The organism is Soehngenia saccharolytica DSM 12858, from assembly GCF_059568515.1.
Window position 1 is genome coordinate 1 of sequence record NZ_JCANTN010000031.1, and the last position, 22,146, is coordinate 22,146.

The window sequence follows — 22,146 nt, forward strand, 5'->3', positions numbered from 1 at the left end:
ATATTTGGATTTTTAAGGTAATTTATTTTTTTATTTTACTATTAAGTGTATACTGCTATCATCTTTCTACTAAAAACATTTATTTGCTTTTGAATATAAGTAATGATTTTTTCTAATAAGCAGTTGTTTGAAAAACTTAAATATCTATAATATTTGCTACCACAAACATTACCACAAACTCTATAAAATATTCTTCTTAATGTACTAATTTCATGATGTTGTATTTCCTTAGGCATAATTGCCTGTTTAAACCAGTTATGAATATTGTATGCTATCATTTTTATTAAAAGATACAATTCATTGCATTTATGATTTACTAAACTATTTTCGCTAAAGGCGTAGCCTTCTTTTATTTCATCTATGTTATTTTCAACATCACATCGTTGATTATAATCTTGAAATATTTCTTCAGGTGTTAAATAATCTATATTTGTTACTATTGCTTGATATTTATATTTACATTCTTCGAACATTAACTGATTCATATTTTTTGGAATAATTTTTTCTCTTATAATCACAAATCTTCTTGCTCTTTGCCATTTAGGCAATGGAACAGTAATTTCCATAACAGATAAAGTGGAACTTATATCTTGCCATCTATAATCCTTCGGATTCTTATTTACAAAATCTATTATCATTTTAACAGTAGAATACATTTTACATTTAACAACATATTCTATTCCATTATCTTCAAAATATAAAAAGTTTTCTTCATCAAAAAAACCTTTATCAAGTCTAACTCTTTTAAGAATATATCTTGATGGTAGCTGGTTTATACAACTCTTAAAGAAATCTAAAAATTTATAATTACTATGGTGTCTACCATTTTCAAGAGTAATGTTAAGTAATTCATCAGTTCCTGAAATAAACCCAACTTTTTCTTTAAATGATGGTCTTCCATTGTACCTTGGATTATATCCTATTCCTGATTCTTCTTGATTACCAAAGATAGTTATTACAGTATCATCAATATTAATACAAACCTCTCGTATATCTTCAGTTGAAGACTTTAAGTCAAGTATTTTTTTATTTATAGTTCTTAATTCTTCTAAAGCTTCTGTTGGTAAAGCTTTTAAAAGGTCTCTACATACTTTTTCACTGGGTAATTTATCTATACCTTTAAACTTTTTATATCCTTCATCATTTCTTAATGTTTCAATGTGCATAAATCTTGAGAAGCCAAGAATATTTGCATCAATCATGTATTCTATAATTTCTGCAGTACTAAAAGTAGAATTAGCGGCCTTCTTATAGGTTACGCCTTTTTCTAAAATAGTTGGTAATCCTATTATTTGTTTAAACAATTCCACATAAGAAAAAGTTGCTACAGAAGAAACTTTCGTATCATTAAAATTTGCCTTTATGTTTAAAAGTCTAATTTTCTTCTTTAAATTTTTTTGATTTTGTTGTAAACTATTCATAGAAATCACCCTTTTGTGTTTTGTTTTTTTGTAATTATATTTTAACACTTAAAAGGGATGATTTCTTTTAATTTTTTTGGACAAAAAATCCTTTAATTTCAATGCCTTTCGGCATTACTTGCCGAATCCAAGATAATATAATATTTTACTTTAGAGATGAAGCAGAAATAGGAATATAAAGATTTAGAACCCACTGGTTTAAAGGTTAAAAAACTTTAGATTAGCGGGTTATTTTTTGTTTTGAATAAAGCTAAGTGGTAATCACTTAATATATTTGATAAAATAAGGGAAAATCAAGTATATGCGATTAAAGTAATTATTGTATATATGTAGAATCATGTGCAGCAGTAGCTTTGTCATTTTTTAGAATCATGTGCAGCAGTAGCTTTGTCATTTTTTAGAATCGTGTGCAGCAGTAGCTTTGTCATTCTGAGCGTAGCGAAGAATCTTAAAGGAGTGATGAATTTGTACTATGTATATATGTTAACAAATTGGAACAACAAAGTTTTATATACAGGAGTTACAAATGATTTAGAGCGAAGAATATATGAGCATAAAAATAAGTTAGTAAAAGGTTTTACGGAAAAATACAATGTAAATAAATTAGTATATTTTGAATATACTTCAGATGTAAATTCAGCTATAGCAAGGGAAAAAGAAATTAAAGGTTGGACAAGGCAGAAGAAAAATCAATTAGTAGAGGTTGTAAATCCATTATGGAAAGATTTAGCGGAGGAGTTTAAAAGATAAGATTTTTCTCAACGTTCAGAATGACAGGATTTTGTAATATGCTTAAAATTCTGGGCTTGTCATCCTGAACAAAGTGACTCATTCTTTATCATATCACTTATATTATCATTATCTTGTCATCCTGAACAAAGTGAAGGATCTTATTACACATTATTATATGCAGCAAATTGAGGTATAAATAAGTCATGGAATGATGATCGGGTTATAGTGCGAGGTTGAAGTTAGTAGCAAAGATTAGGATATATCTTTTATTAATTGTTACACTATACATCTAAAATTTAGTCAACTAGCAATCTTAGATATAAAAGACAAACCCTATTCTAATAACTATGGAGCTACTTCTGAAGCTATTCTAACTGAATTTTTATCTTTAGACGACATCACATATTCTCCCATTGAAGATTTAGCTGATTTCATTAAAGAGAAAGGTAAAAATCGATTTAGTGATTCAGAAGAAATAGCTAAGTTACTAAAGGAAGATGTAAGTGTTTTCGTGGGAACTTTATTTATGAGACTTGATGCTTAGCAAAAATTCGATGCGAAACAATCATACCAATCACCGCTAATATTATTGCCACAGGAATTGCCCATATACCATAGAGTATACCACTTTTCATCTGTTCAACTGACAGAATAGAAATATACTGTGAATGAAAAAGGGGAGAATGACTGTTAAGGATATTTTATAAAAGTTTAGAAAACTCTATATACTTTTTATATATTTTATTGTATTTCTGTATGTAGAGGATAGATTAAGGCAAAAGAGCTAATAAAGCCAAGAAGATGACTAAGGAGTTGACTCAAAATGATTAAAACATATAAAGTAATGCTTCTGCCTAATAACAAACAAAGAACAAAACTCTTTGAATGTGCTGGTGTCGCAAGATGGGCATATAATTGGACTCTTGAGCAACAACAAATCAACTATAAAAACGGTGGTAAATTTTTAAATGACAAAACTTTAAGAAAAAGATTGACGGAGCTTAAGAAAACACAAGAATACAAATGGCTTACTAATTATTCAAACAATATAACAAAACAAGCCATAAAAGATGCTTGTATTGCTTGCAAAAATTTCTTTGATGGCAGAGCTAAATATCCAAAGTTCAAGTCTAAGGAAAAAAGTAAAAAAAGCTTTTATCAAGATACTGTTAAAATTCTCATAACAGAAACTCATGTGAAATTAGAGAAATTAACTACTTCTAAAAAGAAAAACAAACAAAATCTTAATTGGATTAAATTAGCTGAAATAGGCAGAATACCAGTTGGTTTATTAAAAAAATAAAAATAATTAAAACCTATTTTTTAACCTCGTAGATTAAACTGCCAATTTATTCGATTAGGGGATGCAGGCAAAATGTATACTATTAGAATTAGTTATTGCGACTTTTTTAAATTTTGTTCTATATGTCCTACAAGTATTTACTTCAAATCCTGGATCGATCGAAAAGTCTCAAAGGTATAAATCTCTTTTTCTGTATATTTTATATGAAGGTTCATTGTAAAATGAAAATGAACAAATAAACATCCATAGTAATCCTAATGTGTTAAAATTGAGTTGCAAGACAAAATAACACATATTGGAGGAATTACTATGGATAATATAAATATTAACACAAATAGAGTTAAAAATAAACATCTAATATTTAAAGGACATAAATACTTCAAAATTTATTTATAGCCTTATTTACATAGGTAAAGATGTACTTTTAAAACAAAATAAAAATGAATTATATATCTATTGTAACACAGAATTAATACGCATTCATCAATTAAGTGATAAAATTTTTAATTATCAATCTGATGATTACAAAGCATTGATGGCACAATCTATTAAGGATGATAATGACTTAGATAAGATAGTATCAGAAAATTTAAATGCATTAGATAATTTCTTAATATGAAAGGGTGATAAATTAAATAATTATGTAAAACTTCTAAACAACCTAGAAAACTTAGAATTAGGCAATATTAAAGCAAATATTGACCTCTATATAGAAATGATTAATTCAGATGAAAAGAGCGTTGTAGATGCATTGTATGAACTTAGCGAATTAGAGATTAAAGCTAAGAAGGAAAGAGCAATGAATGCATGTGTAAAGGTTGCTAACTTTCCGTTTTTAAAGACATTAGATGACTTTAATTTCGATTTTCAACCTACAGTTAATAAGCAGCAATTATTAGATCTATCTACGTTAAGATTTATTGAAAATAATGAAAATATCATATTTGTAGGTACACCAGGTGTGGGTAAAACACACTTGGCAACCTCAATTGGCATAGAAGCTGCTAAAAATAGGTATTCAACATATTTTATATCTTTTCATGAGCTAATAACACAACTTAAAAAAGCACTTTTAGAAAATAGGCTAGAAACAAGACTTAAACATTTTGCTAAGTACAAGATATTAATAATCGACGAAATTGGCTATTTACCAATAGATTTAGATGCTTCAAATCTATTCTTCCAACTGATAGCTAAGAGATATGAAAAGCACTGTACAATAATCACTACAAACTCTAATTTTTCAAAATGGCCAGATATATTTGGATCTCCAACTATTGCTAATGCCATTTTAGATAGACTTCTTCATCATAGCCATATAATATCTATAAAAGGTCCATCATACAGGATTCAATCTAAACTACAGTATTTAGAAAATAATTCTATGAAGGATTCTGAAGTCTCTTAGGATATTTCTTGTACATAATTATTTTCCACTTTTCGTACATTTTAATTGTATCATTTACACTAGTTGGTGAGAAGCTTAAAATTGATGTAGAAAAAGATGATCCCAAATATCAAACTTATTATGCTAAAATCATTGATGGTCGGTTAGAAGAAATAGATTTTTCTAATAAAAAGATTGAAAATGATTTATTAATTGTACCAGTTACTTATATATTGGAGTTTAGTGAAGATTTTATTTCAATAGGTACACTTGAGCCGGGTGTTAATAGAATTACAGAATTATTTACTTTTGAAAAAGATGCTGATAACAATATTAGGATAGTAAACCGAGAATTATTTTATTAAATTTAGATTTGTATAAAGAGTAGCCTAAAAAGGGTTGCTCTTTTTTAGGTTCTCTTACAGAAATATTAATAGAATGGAAATCACCAATTAATTGTAAACAGGTAAAGTATATGATACTATCAAGTAAATAAGTACTATTTGATAAATATATGCATTTTCTATATTTATCTCAAAAATAATATGAATATTTAGGGAGGGTGTCATGAAAGACATAGTTAGACTTAGTTTAGAGGATTTAGATTGTTTTTTGGAAGCATTGAAAATATATTTTCCAGAAGATAACATAGATCGAGAAATATGGAAGGAATTATTTGAAGATGAGAGAACCTTTGCTTATGCTATAAAAGAAAATGATAAATTAAAAGCGTGTATTGCGATATATAACTGGAAAGGTGAAAATGACTACATAAAGATCATGACAATAGGAACTCATCCAGACCATAGGAACAATGGATACGCACATTTATTGATGCAACATATCATAGATGAATCTACAAAAGATGATATGCATATATTTAAAGCTGAAACGAGAGAATCAAATATAAAAATGCAAAGGGTATTTGAAGATTTTGGATATAAAATTATCAGCAAAGTAGAAGGATATTTTGAGAACCCAGTTGAAACAGCATACAAGTATTCTTTAGAAGTATAAGTATATAATTTGAGGCATTACAATAACCAACTTTCTTTAGAATTTGTTGTGCGCCAACTCAAATTAATTGAATGATCTCCTTTATTCTGATATCATTGAATTTACTTAAATAAAGCTATAGGAGAGGGATATGGATATAATTAGAACAAAAGACTTAGTTTTTGAAGACTTTATAAGATACCCAGATATTTCTATTGAAAAAGGGAAAGTAGTTTTTCTTGTTGGAAGTTCAGGTAGCGGTAAAAGCACATTGTTAAAGCTATTCAATGCTACTTTATCACCTAGTTCGGGTGCTATTTTTTACGAAGGAAAGAACATAGACGAAATAGACACGTTAAAACTCAGGCAAGAAGTACTATTAGTGGGGCAGTCGGTATATTTGTTTGATGGAAGTATAAAAGATAACTTCAACAGATTTTATTCATATAGAGAAATGAATATGCCAAACGAAGAAGAGATTAAATATTTTCTTTCAATATGCCAGCTTGATTTTCCACTTGAAACTCAGACGAGCATTCTTTCTGGTGGAGAAGCTCAAAGGCTTTATACTGCCATATTTTTGTCGTTTTTGCCTAAAGTTTTGATGCTGGATGAGCCAACTAGCGCATTAGATGCAAACAATGCAAAATCGTTATTGAGAGAAATCATAAAGCTTGCTAAAACCAAAGATATGACAATTATTGTAGTAAGCCACGACAAAAGTCTCTCTGATGAATTTGCCGAAGTAATAATAGATATAGAAGGGAGTAAAACAATATGACAAATGCTGGTATAGTTAAATTAAGTATCTTTCAGTTTTCGCTGATATATCTATTGTTGATTGTAGTTTTAGCGATCATGAAGAAGGCAAATGTAAATCAAACAAGGCTTTTAGTTGTCGCAAGTTTGCGAATGACTGTACAATTGACACTAGCGGGTTTTGTTTTGACTTATATATTTGAAAATCCAAGTCCGCTGTTTACCAGCGCATATTTGTTAGCTATGACATTGTTTGCTATCCATAGGGCATTGTCGAAGAACAAATGGCTCAACAAGTCGTTTAAATGGGCAGTAGCATTATCGCTAGCCGGATCAGGGCTAATTATCTTGGCATTTTTTGTAATAGTGGTTGTGAGAGTTGACTTTTTTAACCCTCAGTATACTATTCCTCTATCTGGGATGATAATGGGAAATGCGATGACTGGAGTAAATTTGGGTTTAAAGAGCTTTAAGGACAACTTTAGTTCCCAGAGAAAGAGAGTGGAGACACTTCTAAATTTAGGAGTAAAACCAAGAAAAATTCTATTGCCATTTTCACAAAATGCCTTAGAAACAGCTTTATTGCCTACTTTAAACAACATGGTCGGGATGGGAATAATTTCACTACCGGGCATGATGACAGGCCAGATTTTATCAGGCACTCCACCTACTACTGCGATTCTTTATCAAATTGCAATAATGATAGCTATAGCTACTGTCGTGTGTTTGGCTACTTTTTCTGCACTTAATTTAGGTATTAGAACTCTTTATAACGATAGAAATCAAATTGATTTTATATATGGGAATTAAAAAGGGCCTTAGATTTTTCTAAGGCTCTTTTTCTCATATTTTGCTTACATTCATATCCATTATCAGATACTTGCTAGTTGATAGTGGGCTTGTATTGTTTTTACTAACCCCTCTAAAAGAACTGCCAAACATTTCAAATACATTTGAAGAGATATTTAATTCTGGAAGCCTGCCTATGAATTTTTCACCGTCAAATAAAAATCCTAGCTGGACAGGTGCTGCGAAATTTCCTTCTGGAGTAAAATCACCGCCGGAGGTCATTAAGACAAAAATACCCATCTCGCCTGCTAGAAGCTCTTTGGCTGTCTTTTCAGATTCTCTAATTCTAAACTCTGGTACACCTAGGGTTGGGACTCCGTCGTATTCGCAAGTTGCAGAGCCTGTTAATGGAAGATTGTATTTCCGCGCTATTTTCTTGTTTGTATATGGCGATAATACTACACCGTTTTCTATCAATGAGTAATTGTAGTCTTTGTTGACAACTCCTTCTGCATCGAAGAAAGGGACTGGCATATAATTAGGATTGTTATTTTGGTAAAGTGTAAAATTGTCATTGAATACTTTAATCCCTCTTTTTCCACTTAATAGCGAGCTATTGCTGCCAAAATTGTTGCCATCTAGATCGTGTATAAATTTTATGAATGGCAGGGGTTCAGTAGTGTCAAATACAACTGGCAGAGTTTTTTTATTTGGCAACTCCACTTTATTTTTATATGCATTTAATGTGTGATTTATATCTTTTAATGCTAAAGTTCTATCGTATTTTCTCCCTTCAAAACCTACAAATCCATCCATGATATTCAACGATGATTTTTCTTTGAATATCAAGCCTAGCGAGATATATTTGTCTTTATAATATAAATCGAGACCTTTTTCATTGATTAATTTTACGCTGTAATCAGTCAGATTGAATTTATGGGAGAAATAGAAATCAGACTGTTCTTCTCTAAGAACACTTAAGAGGCTTTCTAATTCATCTACCATTTTATTTTCATCAATTATTTCTGATGTGTAATCTTCGTGTATTTTTTTATTGCCTTCAATTTCAAAATCATACGATATTCTATTATCCAAAGTGGCTATTGCTTTATTCACTAGATCCGATTCATCATAATTTCCTATTGCACCAGCATACCCGATATAGCCATTGTCATATACTCTAAGACCAGTTTTCTCTATATTTTTGTTTCTCACTGAATCAATTCTACTTTGACTTACATTTAAAGATATTTCTTTTATATTGGTTATATATTTTTCCTTTATCATCTATTCCACCTCCTACTGAACGTTTAAATTATTTACTCTGACATAAGGGCCACCAAAGCCAACAGGCAGAGGGAATTGCTCCATTTTTCCACATCCACCTAATATGAAGCTCATAATTTCAGTTTCATTTGAAAGACCGTCGATTTCGTTTAAAGTTTCCATAACATTGCCGGTGACAACAGATATATTCACAGGCTCTGCAATTTTTCCATTTTTGATATAATACGCAAGCGATGGGGCAATAGTGAAAGTGGACATTCCTGAACCATGTTTTATTTCGTCTATGTATATGCCGTTTTCCACTTCGCTAAAAAGCTCTTCTTTTGTTTGATTTCCTGGTTCTATATAGGTAGTAGTCATTCGAACTATCGGCTCGTATTCAAAATTTACCGCTCTTGCGTTTCCGGTTAAATCTTCATCTAAGTAGCATGCAGTAGTTGTACTGTGAAGTCGACCACTTAAAAGCCCGTTTTTTACGAGATAGGTTTTTTCTGCTCTTGTGCCTTCATCGTCATATGGGACATATCCATTTCCATCGATATTGCCATCATCGACTATGCTTAACAATTCTCTTCCAACAGTTTTTCCTATTGCCCACTCTTTTTTCATGGTTTCATCGCCTATCATGAAGTCCGATTCGCTTTTATGTCCAAAACTCTCATGCGCAAATACACCTGCTGCAAGAGGGGACAATATAACTGTGTATTTTCCGGGTTTTACAGGTTGGGAGTTTATTAAAAAATCATGGCATTTCGATATAAATGGCCTAAATTCCTGAATTTTTCCTTTTAAACCATTCACATTGGTTGAAGACTTTTGATAGCTTTCCGACAGCAGTTTATCACCTTCCACAAATTGCATTTTAATTGCCAAACCGACTGTTTGATTATCAAATTTTGTAGATGAGCCTTTGCTTGAATAAAATTCTTTATATATTTTTCTATCTACATAATATGCTTTCCAATGTTTTATAAATTCATACTCTTCTAATAAAGGGAAATATTCTCTGAGTAGATTTTGCTTTTCTTTGATGCTGATTTTCTTTATATCGTCTTCCTCAAACTTTATCAATTCATCTTTGTTTACTTGAAATTTTTTAACGACTGGATTTTCTTCGATGCGCTCATTTGGATTTGCATATTTGGAGAGTAAATCAATTTCAGCTTGAATATCTTCTATATTTGAAATAGAATTATAGTACCATCTTTCTCCGTCAAATATCCTTATGAAAGCAGCTTTGTAGGTTCTCACTTTTGATTCTTCAATTTCTCCCATTGTGTAAATTACTTTAGTTTCATAGACATCTTCAATCCGTACATCTGTGTATAAGCCTTCTGGAAATTTAAACATTGCTAAGCCTCCTTACTGGAATTTTCACATTAAGTATATCATATTTAGAGTCTCAAGATCTAGTTAATACTTTAACTATCTTTAAATATATTATATAATTAAATTAACTTATGGTTGTATTGGATGACCAACAATAGTTAGGGGGATTTATATGAAAGTAAAAGTTTGCATGGGTTCGAATTGTACTTTGCTTGGAGCTATGAGCCTGTTAGACCAGATCGAGAGCTTAAGGGAGATTATTGATGAAAATGAAAAAGAATATAGAGATGAAGAGCTAGAAATAGAATCAATTAAGTGTTTGGGATATTGCAAAGATACGGATGCAGATATCGCTCCAGTAGTTATAGTGGACGATGATGTAATATTCAATGCTACTGGCCAAATCGTAATGGAAAAAATAATGGACAAGATGAGAATATAGGCGTAAAAATTTACTTCGGAGGAATAGATAAAATATGAAAGAAAGCTATGTTGACCTTATAAATATAAGAAGAAAGGTCTTTGTAGAGATTGCAAAAATGGCATACGAGGACACTGACCTAAGAGAATTAGAAAAAGCTGCATATAATATTATACCTGGAGAGGTTGCAAAATACAGGGAGAATATATTCAGGGAAAGAGCTGTTGTAGAAGAAAGGCTCAGACTTACTATGGGACTTAACGTAAGAAGTATAGCTGAGTTTACAAGAGTTACAGAGGGAATTGATGAGGTAAATGTTGATGAGACTAAATTTATACCCGACTTGGTAAATGTAATAACTTTTGCTTGTGAAGCTTGTCCAACTAGAGCTCTTAAAGTCACTGATAATTGCAGAAAGTGCCTTGCACACCCTTGCACAAATGTGTGCCCTGTAAATGCCGTTTCAATTGGAAAAGACAGAGCTATAATAGATCAAGACAAGTGCATAAAATGCGGCAGATGTAAAGAGAGTTGCCCTTATAGTGCCATAGTGGAATACAACAGACCTTGCGCTGCTGTTTGCGGAGTAAATGCAATAGAGAGCGATTATCTAGGCAGGGCGAAGATCAATCAAGAAAAGTGTGTATCCTGCGGGAGATGTATAATACAATGCCCATTTGGAGCGATCGCAGATAAATCTCAAATTTATCAGCTCGTAAAGGCTCTTAAAACTAAGAAAAATATGTACGCTATGATAGCGCCTTCATTTATAGGACAATTTGGTGCTTTGACTTCTCCTGAGCAAATAGTGGAAGGCATAAAGAGATTGGGATTTAAAGATGTGGTAGAGGTGAGCTTGGGAGCGGATATTACTACTTTGCATGAGGCTAAGGAATTTTTGCAAAAAGTACCGAGCGAAATACCATTTATGGGAACTAGTTGCTGCAATTCATGGGCTTTAATGGTAAAAACTAAATTCCCAGAACAATACGAGTACATTTCAGATTCAGCTTCGCCAATGGTAGAAACTGCGAAGTATATAAAGAAAAAAGACCCAGATGCAATCATTACATTCATAGGACCTTGTATATCTAAAAAATTAGAAGCTCTCAGAGAAGATGTAAAAGACTATGTTCATTTTGTAATTACATTTGAGGAACTAATGGGGATGTTCGTTGCTAAAAATATAGAGCTGTCTGAAATAGAAATCTCTAAAGAAGTACAAGATGCTTCAACACTCGGACGGGGATATTCTGTTGCCGGCGGAGTTGCGGAAGCTGTAAAAAAGACCGCTCAATTGTTAGATCCAACTCGAGAGATAAATGTAGAGTCTGCTTCAAATCTAGCAGACTGTGTAAAACTGATGTTTCAAGCAAAAGCAGGGAGAAAAAATGGGTACTTATTGGAAGGAATGGCTTGCCCTGGAGGCTGTATAGCTGGACCTGGAACATTGGCGTCGACTACGAGAGTTAAGAAAGCTGTTGAAGAATTTAAAAACAAAGCTCCTTATAAGACGCCGCTTGATAATGAATTGATAGATGACGAATTGAAGAACAAATAAATACAAATAAACACATACTTCCAAAGCAAACAGTCTGGTTTTTATTAGTCTATTTACTTTGGAAGTAGTTTTATTCTAAGAACTCTTTGATGAGTGCTCTTGATTTATACGATTCTTCTATTTCTTCTACTAAACTATCGTAGTACAATTCTGCGATTTTTGTTCTTTTTGAAGCGATTTCTTTGGCTCTTCGGGTGTAAAGCTTATCCGCTACAGTTTCGAGCTTGTATTTATATTCATGTAGAAAAGAATCATCTTTGTCATCTTCTCCATGAAGCAAATTGCCATTTTCATCTAAATTATACAAATTAGAATGCATTTCTGTCTGGAACATTATGGTTCTAGCTATGCCTATCGCACCTAAGACATCTAGCTTATCCGCGTCAAAAAGTATTTTTTCTTCTATGCTAGATGGTGGATTTTCACTTCTAAATCTGTGCTTTTCAATACAGTCTGAAACTCTTTCTGCAAAATCTTTACTGTAATTATTATCTAGTAGAAATTCTTTAGCCATTTTCGCACCTTTTTTAGCATGGTTGACATTTTTATTTTTTGATTGGGATTTTCTGCCTATATCATGAAGCAAGCTAGCAGCAATCAGCACATCCATGTCGACATCTTTTTCATATTGAGCTATATCAAGAGCTAAATATAGCACCCTATAAATATGTTCAAGATCATGTGCTTGATCTGAATTGTGTTTTTTCATAAATTTTTCAATTCGCTTAAACTCTTTCTTTTTCATTTCGTAGCCACCTATTTTTAAATAAATTTGAAATAAAATTGAATCTACTCTTTAATTTGTGATTTTCATTTTGATTTAAAGCCAATTCAAGCAGATATTCTTGAAAATTGAATTTTTCGTCTTCATCTTCTTTTTTAACATAGTCACCAGTATTTGTCATCAATCTGGACTTTTGATTGTCTTTTAAATTTAATTCCAGAAATCTTGTGATTTTTTTCTTTATATTTTTGTCATAAATGGGGACTGCTATTTCTACTCTCCTGTTTAGATTTCTTGTCATTAAATCTGCTGAAGAGATGTATATATTACTCTCATCACCTTCACCAAATGAATAGACTCTAGAGTGTTCTAAAAACCTGCCGACAATATTGGAAACTGTTATATTTTCTGTTTTATTCTCAATATTCGGCAAGATACAGCATATTCCTCTGATTATTAAGTCTATTTTAACTCCAGCACAAGATGCTTCCATCAATTTATCTATTAAATCTCTTTCAGTTATTGAATTAGCTTTGATGATTATTCTTGCTGATTTGTCTGATTTTGCATTTTCAATTTGTCTATCGATTTCTTCAATCAACGTATTTTTTAGCGAATAAGGAGCTACTGCTAAATGTTTGTAAGTTCCATTTAAGTTGCTTATTGCCATATTTTTGAAGAACTCTAATGCATCTTCACCAATTTCTCTATTTCCTGTAATCAAAGAGAGATCAGAGTACAACCTTGCAGTTTTTTCATTGTAGTTTCCTGTGCCAATTTGGGTAATATAGTTTATTTTATCTTTTTCAATATAAGTTATTAGACAAATTTTTGAATGAGCTTTATAGTCTTCTATTCCATAGATGACTTTGCAACCAGCCTCTTCTAATCTTTCGGACCAACCTATATTATTCTGTTCGTCAAATCTTGCTCTCAATTCAATAAGTACGGTGACATCTTTTCCGTTTTCTGCTGCTTGACATAAGTATTCCACGACTTTTGATCTATTTGCCAACCTATAAAGCGATATTTTTATAGATTTTACTTTTCTTGATGTTGATGCTTCTTTTAATAAATCTATGAAAACTTTTATATCTTCATAGGGATATGTCAACAATAAGTCCTTTTTTTGCACCTGCGTTATAATACTTTTATTTGGGTTTAAACTAGTGGGATAAGCAGGTTCAAATTTATGATAAGCTAGTTTGGTTTTTAATTGAGGACTTAATTTATCTTCAAGCACAGAAACATAATCTAGCATTATAGGGCTAGAAGTTTTAAAAACTTGATTTTGCGATAAATTTAATCTTTGAATAAGATAATCTTTCAGTTCATTGTCGAGGTCATCATAGACTTCTAAACGTACGGGTGCAAGCCTAGACCTTTTTTTTAAAATTTGCTTCATATGAAGTTTGAAATCCTCTTCATCAAAGTCAAAAGCTTCATCTTTTGGGTTTATATCAGCATTTCTTGTCACAGAAATGATTGATTTTGTGGAAATCTTATAATAATTAAAAACTAAATTGAAAAAATGAAACACAACTTTTTCTATTAAAATATATCTTGGTTTTTCGCCGTCTAGATACAATAATCTAGGAATGGATTTAGGTATTTCTATAATCCCTGTTAAATTTTTCTTTCCTTTAGGAACCAATGTTCCTACTACATATAAACTTTTATTCCAAAGATGAGGGAAAGGGTGGTGAGAATCAATTATCTGTGGTGATAGCAAAGGCATTATATTTTTTTTAAAATAATCTTCTACATATTCAATTTCACTTTCTTTAAGTTCATTTACATCTAGATTGTAAATATCATATTCTCTTAAGAGATTTTCAACCTTAAAAAATATTTCATCTTTCTTTTTATACAATGGCTTTACGCTCTCGAACACTTTTTCAAGTTGTGCTTGTGGAGTTAATCCAGTTTTATTGTCGATAGGTGGGTTTTTAAGTCGAGATAAATCTAAAAGACTGCCTACTCTTATCATAAAGAACTCATCTAGATTGCTCGTAAAAATTGAAATGAATTTTAACTTTTCAAACAAAGGGACATTTTCATCTAGTGCTTCTTCGAGCACCCTTTCATTGAACTTAAGCCATGAAAGTTCTCGGTTTTGCGTGTAGCTAGTGTCGTATGGGAATTTGTTCTCTGCCATAAAGGATCTACTCCTTTAAAACTTTTTCGAATAAGTAACCTTCTCTTACACCATAGTCACTTACAATTATTTCATCGGATCCAAATTTTTTGACTATTTCATTTAATATTATAATGCCAGGCAAAATAGTATGAACTCTATCAGGAGATACTTGTAGGATTGCATCAATAGATTCTTTTGATCCTTTGCTCAGAAATTTGACCATAGACTTTAGGTTTTTTGAAGAAATTGTGTTGTTATCCGATGGAGCTTCATAAATCCAATTGTGCAATTTCCTTGTAGCTCTAATACTGCCGCCTACGCCGCATAGGACTTTGTAATTTTCTTTATCTATTTGAGTAAGCCCACTTAGTTCTCTTTCCAAATGATTTTTTATATCCTTAATTTCCTTCTTGTTTGGTAAAATTTCACTAACATACATTTTATAACTATTCAATGAACCCAAAGGAAAACTTATTGCACTGATTATGTTTTGGTTTTTAAAAGTAACAATTTCAGTACTTCCACCACCAATATCAACTAAAATGCCCTCTTTTAAATCAAAGAGTTTAGTAGCCCCTATAAAGTCCAATCTCGCTTCTTGTTCGCCAGATATGACATCGATATCTAATCCTGTTGCATTTTCTATCTCTGATACTGCAGATTCGCTATTGTAAACATTTCTAAGTGCTGCTGTCGCAAAAACATACATTTTATCTATTTCAAAGTGATTTACAATTTCCATAAAACTCTTTAGAGCTTCTATGGCTTTCTTTATACCTTTTTTTGACATGATCCCATTTTCTACATATCCAGCTAGACCTGCTGATTGCTTTGATGTAAACAATAGATCTATATTGTTGTTTTTGCATTTATATATATTCATCCGCATTGTATTTGAACCAATATCTACCAAGGCATAAATCAATTTAAATTCCTCCTATTTGGGATTGAAGCAATCCTATTTTATTTTTGAATTCTTCCTTATTCAAATCTATTTCGTTGTATAAATATCCCTCAAACAAGCCACGATGGTAACTTATTGAAGAATTGACAAAAGCATTGCTATACGATGAAAATATGCTGAGCGTTGCGTATTTATCTAACATAACCCCTAGACTGTCTGAGAGATCATTTGCAACTTTTTCTGATATATGGGAATATTTTTCGAGCGGAAAGGGAAGATACTTTAGTGCGTATTTAAGCCTTTTAAGAGATATTCTCAATCTATGGATATCATCCAAATCAGATAAATTGATATTATCAATTTGATTTGCAATATCTTTAGACATCTTTGTTATTCTTTTTTTGACAAATTTTTCTATATCCTCATAATTCTCTATTTCTTTAATAACTTGATAGAGTATCTTGTTGTTATTTTCAAATTCTTCTCTAGGAACCAGCACTCTTTTCAAATCGGAAACTATGGCTTCCTCAACTTTTACTAAAATGTCGGAGAAAATATTTGGATAATCGATAGTCTTTACACCGCAATAATCCTTATAAATTTGTTTTGCTATTTGAATTTCTCTAAGTTTAGAAAACTGACCACTTAAGTTATTCAAGAAATCATTGAGGGCGTTGTACTTTTTCTTTTTTGCAATGGGCTTGAAAAAATAGAGCATAGAGCGTAGTTCTCTTATGTTTACCCTTAATTCATGAATAAAATTTTCATCATAAAGCATATTTTCTATATCAGCATAGTTTTCTACAATTTTCTCATATTTGGATTTCAATAGCTTTGAAGTTTTCATATTAAACACCCCCGAATATAGTATATAGATACCTTTTTTTATATACATAAAACAATAATTTGTCATAATTGAATCACAATTATATTTTACAATGATAATGTAAAATAAAATTAATGAAAAGGAGAAGATATTATGAAAAATTTACTGAAGAAAGCATCTATAACTATGGCATTAGTATCAATGGTAAGCATTGGAATGGGGACAACTAATTACAGTTATGCAGATGATGCCTTGATTGGCGCACAAGCTGCATTAAATGACAAAAGCTATACACAAGAAGAAATGATTGCTTATGCATTGCAAGATGAATATCTTGCTAAGGCGGAATATGAGAAAATAATAAGCGCATTAAATGTTTCAAGACCATTCAGCAATATATTGCGAGCAGAAAACACACATATCGATTTAATAGAACCGCTATTAGAGGATTATGATATCAAATTTACTGTACCAAATGTTGAAAATTATCTAGTTACACCAACTAATTTGCTAGAAGCATATAAAGTAGGTTTAGACACAGAAAAACAAAACATACAGATGTATGAAAACTTTCTTAAAGAAGATTTAGATGCAGATGTCAAACTGGTATTTCAAAAATTACTTAATGCCTCTAAAAGCCACCTACAAGCATTTGAAAGACAAGTAGAAAGATACAATGGCGATTATACAAACACGGGATTTCAAAGAAATGGTAGAATAGGCAAAAATACAAGCGCAAATAATCAAAGAGGTACTAGGGCAAATGGCACCACATTTAGATGTTTAGATGAAATAAATATATACTAGTTGTATTTAGCGAAGACATATATTATAATACTATATAAAATCTGATGATTAGAAGTAGTAGCTAAAGAATAAGTAATAGAGAGTTGAGGATGGTGGAAGCTCAACACTGATTTCTTTTGTGAATGGATCTAAGAGGAGCAAGCCGAAATCAAAACTTAGTTTTGAGAGTAGTTCTTGACGGGAGCTGCCTGTTACAGTGGATAGGATATGAATGTATCTGAAAATGAGATATACTTATGCATTTTACATAAGTATAAGTTAGGTGGCAACGCGAATACAACTTCGCCCTATTGTTTTAGGGCGGAGTTTTTTTTATAAGGTGGTGATAAGCATGCTCTGAAGTTATGTAAAAAATCAAAATAGAATAATATTAAATTTAAGGAGAGGATTTTTTATGAATTTAAGAAAGATGGTTTTGACATCTATATTTCTAGCTATCGGGCTTATACTTCATCAAGCTATGCCACCAATATTGTTTGGAATGAAGCCGGACCTTATGCTTTGCATGATGTTTATTGTTTTATATTTAAATAGAAAAGACTATAAGATGACAATATTGATTGGAATTGTAGCTGGGCTGTTTTCAGCTTTTAGCACGACATTTCCTTTTGGGCAGATTCCAAACATAGTAGATAAAATTATTACAGCAAATATTATATTTTTGCTTTTTAAAGTCATGGATTCAAAAGTTAAAGATCAAATTCAAATCATCATAGCATCAATAATTGGAACTTTTGTAAGTGGAATAGTGTTTTTAAGTACTGCACTTTTTTTAGCGGGCTTGCCTGGGCCATTTAGTGCATTAGTCATCGGGGTAGTTCTACCTGCTGTTTTGTTAAACACATTGATGTGTGTATTTTTATACAATATAGTCATAGCATCTTTAAAAAGATCAAACAAAGCATATTAAAAGCTATAAAGGTCTATATATGGGTAAAATGTATATAGACCTTATATTTCTATATATTATCTTATTGTTAAATAATAAACAAACTAAAATGGCTAAAACACAGCCTTCCAATAAAAAAATGTTTATTTTAGCTTTAGACGCCAGCTAAATATTAATTATTTCGTTGATTATTCTATATACATTTATGAATTATATGCTCTAATTCTCTTAGAGAGCTCTTAACATGGGATTTAAACTCAATTACAAATTTGTTATAGATATAAAAACAAATATTATAATTGATAATAAATCAACAATAAATCTCATGGAAATATTTAATATCTAGATGGAGAAAACATCATTTGGATATGACTTTAAAATGGTTGGCCAAAACAGGTTGTTTGCAAGGAATGAGGAATTAATGACAAAAAGCAAATGCTCATATCTATGGTGATATCCGGTGCTTTATGTGGCATGGCTGGAGTATTTGAAGTATTAGGTGTGCATTATAGATTTTTACAAAGTATTTCTCCGGGATATGCTTGGGATGGAATGTTAGCATCTCTTATGGCTAAGAACAATCCAGTAGGAGTGGTATTGATGGCTATATTTTTGGGAGCATTAAAAACAGGCTCTGTGTCTATGGAAAATGCAACATCGATTCCTTCGGAATTGGTCATGGTCATTCAAGCAATTATAGTATTATTTATTGCAGGTGAAGCTGGATTTAAAGATAAATTCGTTTTGCTAAACATAAAGAGAAAATCAAAGAAAGCTGGTGAAACAAATGCTTAAAGAGATTTTCAACCTAACCCTTTTACAACATACTATAAGAACTGCCACACCTATCATATTGGCAGCTTTGGGAGGGCTTTTAACTCAACATACGGGAATGCTAAATATAGGAATGGAAGGCATGATTTTACTTGGTGCATTTTTTGGTGTACTCGGGAGTTATTTTTTTGGTTCATCTTTAATGGGAGTGCTCTTAGCTAGTTTAGTTGGAGTAATTATCGGATTGATATTTGCTATTTTTGTGGTTGAATTAAAGTCAGATGAGTTTATAGTAGCGATAGCAATAAATATGTTTGCAAGTGGGCTTACTGTATTCTTATTGAGGAGCATTTTTGGAGTAAAAGGCGCTTTTTCTTCTCCAGATATAGTTCCTTTACCTAGAGTGAACTTTTCTTTTCTGGAGAATGTGAATTTCTTAGACAAAATTTTTAACAATCATTCGATATTTGTGTATATAAGCTGGATTTTAGTCGCTTTAATATATATATACCTTTATAAAACACCTCAGGGAATATGGCTTAGAGCGTCTGGGGAATATCCTGAAGCTCTCTTAACAGCAGGTGTGAGTGCTAAAAAAATGAAATATAAATCTTCAATCTACTGTGGTGTTTTATGTGGGTTTGCTGGCGCACATCTTTCTTTGGGTTATCTCACACTTTTTTCAGAGAATATGAGTGCAAATAGAGGATTTATCGCAGTTGCAGCTATAATATTTGGGAAAGCAAACCCGATTATGACATTTATTGCAGCACTGATGTTTGGTTTTTTTGATGCTTTAGGGATAAGACTACAAGTAGTAGGAGTGCCATCGCAATTTACTCAAATGATTCCTTATATCGCAACCATTGTAGCTTTATTTATAGTTACAAATAGACAATTGCAAAAACATAAGAAAAGCAAAGGGGAGAGAGAACTTGCTTGAAAAAAATTACGATTGTTTGGTGATAGGCGGAGGGATTGCAGGTTTATACTGTGCAAAGATCCTTGTAAATTCAGGTAAGAAAGTAGCTCTTATAGAAAAAGAAACTCTTGGGGGCACAGCATTGAGATGGGGAGCTTTGCCTGTAAAAATAGCTTCAGATTATTTTAAAAATAATAGCGAAGATGAATTTATACCTTATTATAGAAAGTCATTAAATAAATTAGAAGAAAAAATTGATCTTCTAATTCAAAAATCAAATCTTGATTTATTTTATGGAGAAGGTGAATTCATTGATGAAAATACATTTTTAGTAGGAGAGTATTTAATAAAAGCTTCTCATATTGTCATAGCGACCGGAACTAGTCCCAAAAGTACAAAAGAATTTATAATAGACAAGGAAAAAGTAATAACATATAAAGAAGCAGCTAATTTCAACCAGCTTAAGGAGAAAATAATAATTCTAGGTGCAAACGTAGAAGGGGTAGAATTAGCTAATGTGCTATCAAAATTAAATAAAGAGATTATTTTAGTGGAAAAAAAACATCTGATTTTGCCTGATGATGATTTTGATTTAACTTATCCGATAGAAAGAGATTTGGTAGAAAACAATGTTACAATAATGACAGATTCAGAAGTTATAAAAGCTTATACAAAAGATGACTGTGTCGAGGCAATATTAAAAGATGGAAGCACTATTGTGGCAGATAAGCTATTAGTAACTATGATGAATAAACCAAATATCCCTAAAGGTGTAGAGAGATTAAATATAGATTTTGATGAAAATGGAATAAAAGTAGATAATAACTTTAGGACGACCCAAGAAAATATATTTGCCATAGGCGATGTCAATGGGAAGCTTTGCATGGCTCATGCAGCTATAAATCAAGCAATTCAAGTTGCTGAACATATAATCTATAGTAGGGAAATCCACCAAAATTATGATAACTTACCAAGGGCTGTGTTTGCTTCTTTAGAGATAGCTGGGGTAGGCATAAATGAATCGCAAATAAAACATGACAGATATAAGATTGGAATCTGTGAGTTTAAAGATACATGGAGAGCTGTTTCAAAATTATATGTAGAGGGATTTGTGAAAGTAATAGCTGATTTGAATGACAATATAATGGGAATATGGATGGTAGGCAAAAATGTATCTGAATACATAGGGTTAATGGATTTATTATTTAAAAAGAAAATAAATGCACTTGACATTAAGAGAGGGCTAATAATCCACCCTACTTTAAACGAAGCTGTTTTAGAAGCAGTGTTAAATTTAAAAGAAATAGATAAAAAATGCACTAGACAGTAGTGCATTTTTTATGCTTGCAATCAATTATTAAATATAATAACATAAAGGTTGACGAAAGGAGAGATAAGATGAAGTATGAGCATATTGTATTTGATGTAGATGGAACTCTTATAGATAGCGAATATTCAATATTAGCTGCATTAGTAGATACTTTAAAAGAAATAAAAGGGAAGGATTATACGATAGATGAATTAAGATATGTATTGGGCATTCCCGGAGCAGAAACACTGAAATTGTTTGAAGTCAAAGATGTTGAATATGGGCTTGAGTTGTGGTTAAAAAACATGGATAAATACAAAGATACTATAAAGGTTTTTGACGGGGTAATAGAAGTGTTGGAATTATTGAACTCAAAAGGCTATAAACTGGGCATAGTCACATCTAAATTAAGAGAAGAATTCGATCATGATTTTGACCGATTTGACCTAAAGAAATATTTTTCAACGATTGTATGTGCTGATGATACTATTTTACACAAACCTTACCCTGAACCATTGCTAAAATATATGGAATTGAATGAACTCAACAATAAAGACCTCATTTACATTGGAGATACAGAGTACGATTACAAGTGTGCAAAAGGTGCAAATGTAGATTTTGCTTTAGCTTTGTGGACTGAAAATTCCCATGATGAGTTAGATGCAGAGATTAGGTTATATAAACCTCTAGACATAATCAAGTATGTATAAGATAGAGCAAATTAAGTATTTACTTAATTTGCTCTTCTTTAATTTCTGCAGGTATTGTTGTTATAAAATATGCATATAAAGAAAATAAAAAAAGCAGCGAATGAAAAAGGTATAGAAGCAGAAATAAGAGCTGTAGCAGAGAAAATTTAAAAAATA

General features: G+C 31.4%; 21 protein-coding genes, 1 pseudogene and 1 other annotated feature. Of the genes and pseudogenes, 15 read left to right on the top strand and 7 right to left on the bottom strand.

The features are described 5' to 3' along the window. Nucleotides 1-41 precede the first annotated feature (41 nt). On the bottom strand, nt 42-1,421 hold the full coding sequence (locus tag BO51_RS08160; protein WP_496485698.1) for an IS1380 family transposase: 1,380 nt from the start codon (nt 1,419-1,421) through the stop codon (nt 42-44). 465 nt (nt 1,422-1,886) lie between these two features. On the opposite strand from BO51_RS08160, the gene BO51_RS08165 reads away from it, so the two are divergent. From BO51_RS08165 to BO51_RS08195, 7 genes and pseudogenes are all read left to right on the top strand, one after another. Then, nucleotides 1,887-2,171 (top strand): GIY-YIG nuclease family protein, encoded by a 285-nt coding sequence (locus BO51_RS08165; protein ID WP_496485700.1) that lies wholly within the window; start codon nt 1,887-1,889, stop codon nt 2,169-2,171. 805 nt (nt 2,172-2,976) lie between these two features. Further along, complete coding sequence (locus BO51_RS08170; RefSeq protein WP_496485702.1) at nt 2,977-3,456, top strand: helix-turn-helix domain-containing protein; 480 nt, start codon at nt 2,977-2,979, stop codon at nt 3,454-3,456. 673 nt (nt 3,457-4,129) lie between these two features. Further along, nucleotides 4,130-4,864, top strand: a pseudogene (istB, locus tag BO51_RS08175) (IS21-like element helper ATPase IstB); the annotation flags it as partial. An 8-nt stretch (nt 4,865-4,872) separates the two neighbouring features. Next, on the top strand, nt 4,873-5,208 hold the full coding sequence (locus tag BO51_RS08180; RefSeq protein WP_496485704.1) for a hypothetical protein: 336 nt from the start codon (nt 4,873-4,875) through the stop codon (nt 5,206-5,208). 202 nt (nt 5,209-5,410) lie between these two features. Continuing rightward, on the top strand, nt 5,411-5,860 hold the full coding sequence (locus BO51_RS08185) for a GNAT family N-acetyltransferase (RefSeq protein ID WP_496485706.1): 450 nt from the start codon (nt 5,411-5,413) through the stop codon (nt 5,858-5,860). 130 nt (nt 5,861-5,990) lie between these two features. Continuing rightward, nucleotides 5,991-6,620: an ABC transporter ATP-binding protein gene (locus BO51_RS08190; RefSeq protein ID WP_496485708.1), complete on the top strand. Its 630-nt coding sequence runs from the start codon at nt 5,991-5,993 to the stop codon at nt 6,618-6,620. Then, nucleotides 6,617-7,408, top strand: coding sequence for an ABC transporter permease (locus BO51_RS08195; RefSeq protein WP_496485710.1), 792 nt, complete (start codon nt 6,617-6,619; stop codon nt 7,406-7,408). The genes BO51_RS08190 and BO51_RS08195 overlap by 4 nt, the downstream gene beginning before the upstream one ends. A 33-nt stretch (nt 7,409-7,441) precedes the next feature. On the opposite strand, the gene BO51_RS08200 is transcribed toward BO51_RS08195, so the two are convergent. Then, a complete protein-coding gene (locus BO51_RS08200) occupies nt 7,442-8,674 on the bottom strand; it encodes a metallopeptidase TldD-related protein (RefSeq protein ID WP_496485712.1) in 1,233 nt (410 codons plus the stop codon). A 12-nt stretch (nt 8,675-8,686) separates the two neighbouring features. Then, nucleotides 8,687-10,024 carry a TldD/PmbA family protein gene (locus tag BO51_RS08205; RefSeq protein ID WP_496485714.1) on the bottom strand — a complete coding sequence of 446 codons (1,338 nt, stop codon included), beginning with the start codon at nt 10,022-10,024 and terminating at the stop codon, nt 8,687-8,689. A 151-nt stretch (nt 10,025-10,175) separates the two neighbouring features. Here BO51_RS08205 and BO51_RS08210 point away from each other — a divergent pair, with 151 nt between their 5' ends. Together BO51_RS08210 and BO51_RS08215 are read left to right on the top strand one after the other, a co-directional pair. Further along, a complete protein-coding gene (locus BO51_RS08210) occupies nt 10,176-10,445 on the top strand; it encodes an NAD(P)H-dependent oxidoreductase subunit E (protein WP_496485715.1) in 270 nt (89 codons plus the stop codon). A 34-nt stretch (nt 10,446-10,479) separates the two neighbouring features. Continuing rightward, complete coding sequence (locus tag BO51_RS08215) at nt 10,480-11,985, top strand: 4Fe-4S dicluster domain-containing protein (RefSeq protein WP_496485717.1); 1,506 nt, start codon at nt 10,480-10,482, stop codon at nt 11,983-11,985. Nucleotides 11,986-12,055: 70 nt separating this feature from the next. On the opposite strand, the gene BO51_RS08220 is transcribed toward BO51_RS08215, so the two are convergent. The 4 genes from BO51_RS08220 to BO51_RS08235 are packed head-to-tail and all read right to left on the bottom strand — an operon-like array spanning nt 12,056 to nt 16,600. Beyond that, nucleotides 12,056-12,730 (bottom strand): HD domain-containing protein, encoded by a 675-nt coding sequence (locus tag BO51_RS08220; RefSeq protein ID WP_496485719.1) that lies wholly within the window; start codon nt 12,728-12,730, stop codon nt 12,056-12,058. Further along, entirely contained in the window at nt 12,711-14,867 is a 2,157-nt protein-coding gene (gene ppk1 / locus BO51_RS08225; RefSeq protein WP_496485721.1) for a polyphosphate kinase 1, read from the bottom strand. The genes BO51_RS08220 and ppk1 overlap by 20 nt, the downstream gene beginning before the upstream one ends. Before the next feature lie 7 nt (nt 14,868-14,874). Continuing rightward, nucleotides 14,875-15,774, bottom strand: a complete 900-nt coding sequence (locus BO51_RS08230) for a Ppx/GppA phosphatase family protein (RefSeq protein ID WP_496485723.1) — start codon at nt 15,772-15,774, stop codon at nt 14,875-14,877. A 1-nt stretch (nt 15,775) separates the two neighbouring features. After that, nucleotides 15,776-16,600, bottom strand: coding sequence for a CHAD domain-containing protein (locus BO51_RS08235; protein WP_496485725.1), 825 nt, complete (start codon nt 16,598-16,600; stop codon nt 15,776-15,778). Nucleotides 16,601-16,732: 132 nt separating this feature from the next. Between BO51_RS08235 and BO51_RS08240 the strand changes: the two genes are divergently transcribed. From BO51_RS08240 to BO51_RS08265, 6 genes are all read left to right on the top strand, one after another. Continuing rightward, the gene (locus tag BO51_RS08240) at nt 16,733-17,386 is read left to right on the top strand and encodes a DUF2202 domain-containing protein (RefSeq protein WP_496485727.1); all 654 of its coding nucleotides are present in this window, start codon (nt 16,733-16,735) and stop codon (nt 17,384-17,386) included. 35 nt (nt 17,387-17,421) lie between these two features. Next, nucleotides 17,422-17,679 (top strand) — a binding site (T-box leader). A 101-nt stretch (nt 17,680-17,780) separates the two neighbouring features. Next, nucleotides 17,781-18,296: a tryptophan transporter gene (locus tag BO51_RS08245; RefSeq protein WP_496485729.1), complete on the top strand. Its 516-nt coding sequence runs from the start codon at nt 17,781-17,783 to the stop codon at nt 18,294-18,296. A gap of 396 nt (nt 18,297-18,692) precedes the next feature. Further along, on the top strand, nt 18,693-19,070 hold the full coding sequence (locus BO51_RS08250) for an ABC transporter permease subunit (protein ID WP_496485734.1): 378 nt from the start codon (nt 18,693-18,695) through the stop codon (nt 19,068-19,070). Continuing rightward, nucleotides 19,063-19,992 carry an ABC transporter permease gene (locus tag BO51_RS08255; protein WP_209315277.1) on the top strand — a complete coding sequence of 310 codons (930 nt, stop codon included), beginning with the start codon at nt 19,063-19,065 and terminating at the stop codon, nt 19,990-19,992. Before BO51_RS08250 ends, BO51_RS08255 begins: the two co-directional genes overlap by 8 nt. After that, the gene (locus tag BO51_RS08260; protein WP_496485731.1) at nt 19,985-21,301 is read left to right on the top strand and encodes a dihydrolipoyl dehydrogenase family protein; all 1,317 of its coding nucleotides are present in this window, start codon (nt 19,985-19,987) and stop codon (nt 21,299-21,301) included. The genes BO51_RS08255 and BO51_RS08260 overlap by 8 nt, the downstream gene beginning before the upstream one ends. Before the next feature lie 68 nt (nt 21,302-21,369). Beyond that, nucleotides 21,370-21,990, top strand: coding sequence for an HAD family hydrolase (locus tag BO51_RS08265; protein WP_135270940.1), 621 nt, complete (start codon nt 21,370-21,372; stop codon nt 21,988-21,990). Nucleotides 21,991-22,146 lie beyond the last annotated feature (156 nt).

What these genes read in the sequence shown, in the direction of transcription:
- BO51_RS08160 (WP_496485698.1), bottom strand. Translation starts at nt 1,421, where the DNA reads ATGAATAGTTTACAACAAAATCAAAAAAATTTAAAGAAGAAAATTAGA.
- BO51_RS08170 (WP_496485702.1), top strand. Translation starts at nt 2,977, where the DNA reads ATGATTAAAACATATAAAGTAATGCTTCTGCCTAATAACAAACAAAGA.
- BO51_RS08185 (WP_496485706.1), top strand. Translation starts at nt 5,411, where the DNA reads ATGAAAGACATAGTTAGACTTAGTTTAGAGGATTTAGATTGTTTTTTG.
- BO51_RS08190 (WP_496485708.1), top strand. Translation starts at nt 5,991, where the DNA reads ATGGATATAATTAGAACAAAAGACTTAGTTTTTGAAGACTTTATAAGA.
- BO51_RS08195 (WP_496485710.1), top strand. Translation starts at nt 6,617, where the DNA reads ATGACAAATGCTGGTATAGTTAAATTAAGTATCTTTCAGTTTTCGCTG.
- BO51_RS08200 (WP_496485712.1), bottom strand. Translation starts at nt 8,674, where the DNA reads ATGATAAAGGAAAAATATATAACCAATATAAAAGAAATATCTTTAAAT.
- BO51_RS08205 (WP_496485714.1), bottom strand. Translation starts at nt 10,024, where the DNA reads ATGTTTAAATTTCCAGAAGGCTTATACACAGATGTACGGATTGAAGAT.
- BO51_RS08210 (WP_496485715.1), top strand. Translation starts at nt 10,176, where the DNA reads ATGAAAGTAAAAGTTTGCATGGGTTCGAATTGTACTTTGCTTGGAGCT.
- BO51_RS08215 (WP_496485717.1), top strand. Translation starts at nt 10,480, where the DNA reads ATGAAAGAAAGCTATGTTGACCTTATAAATATAAGAAGAAAGGTCTTT.
- BO51_RS08220 (WP_496485719.1), bottom strand. Translation starts at nt 12,730, where the DNA reads ATGAAAAAGAAAGAGTTTAAGCGAATTGAAAAATTTATGAAAAAACAC.
- ppk1 (WP_496485721.1), bottom strand. Translation starts at nt 14,867, where the DNA reads ATGGCAGAGAACAAATTCCCATACGACACTAGCTACACGCAAAACCGA.
- BO51_RS08235 (WP_496485725.1), bottom strand. Translation starts at nt 16,600, where the DNA reads ATGAAAACTTCAAAGCTATTGAAATCCAAATATGAGAAAATTGTAGAA.
- BO51_RS08240 (WP_496485727.1), top strand. Translation starts at nt 16,733, where the DNA reads ATGAAAAATTTACTGAAGAAAGCATCTATAACTATGGCATTAGTATCA.
- BO51_RS08245 (WP_496485729.1), top strand. Translation starts at nt 17,781, where the DNA reads ATGAATTTAAGAAAGATGGTTTTGACATCTATATTTCTAGCTATCGGG.
- BO51_RS08255 (WP_209315277.1), top strand. Translation starts at nt 19,063, where the DNA reads ATGCTTAAAGAGATTTTCAACCTAACCCTTTTACAACATACTATAAGA.
- BO51_RS08265 (WP_135270940.1), top strand. Translation starts at nt 21,370, where the DNA reads ATGAAGTATGAGCATATTGTATTTGATGTAGATGGAACTCTTATAGAT.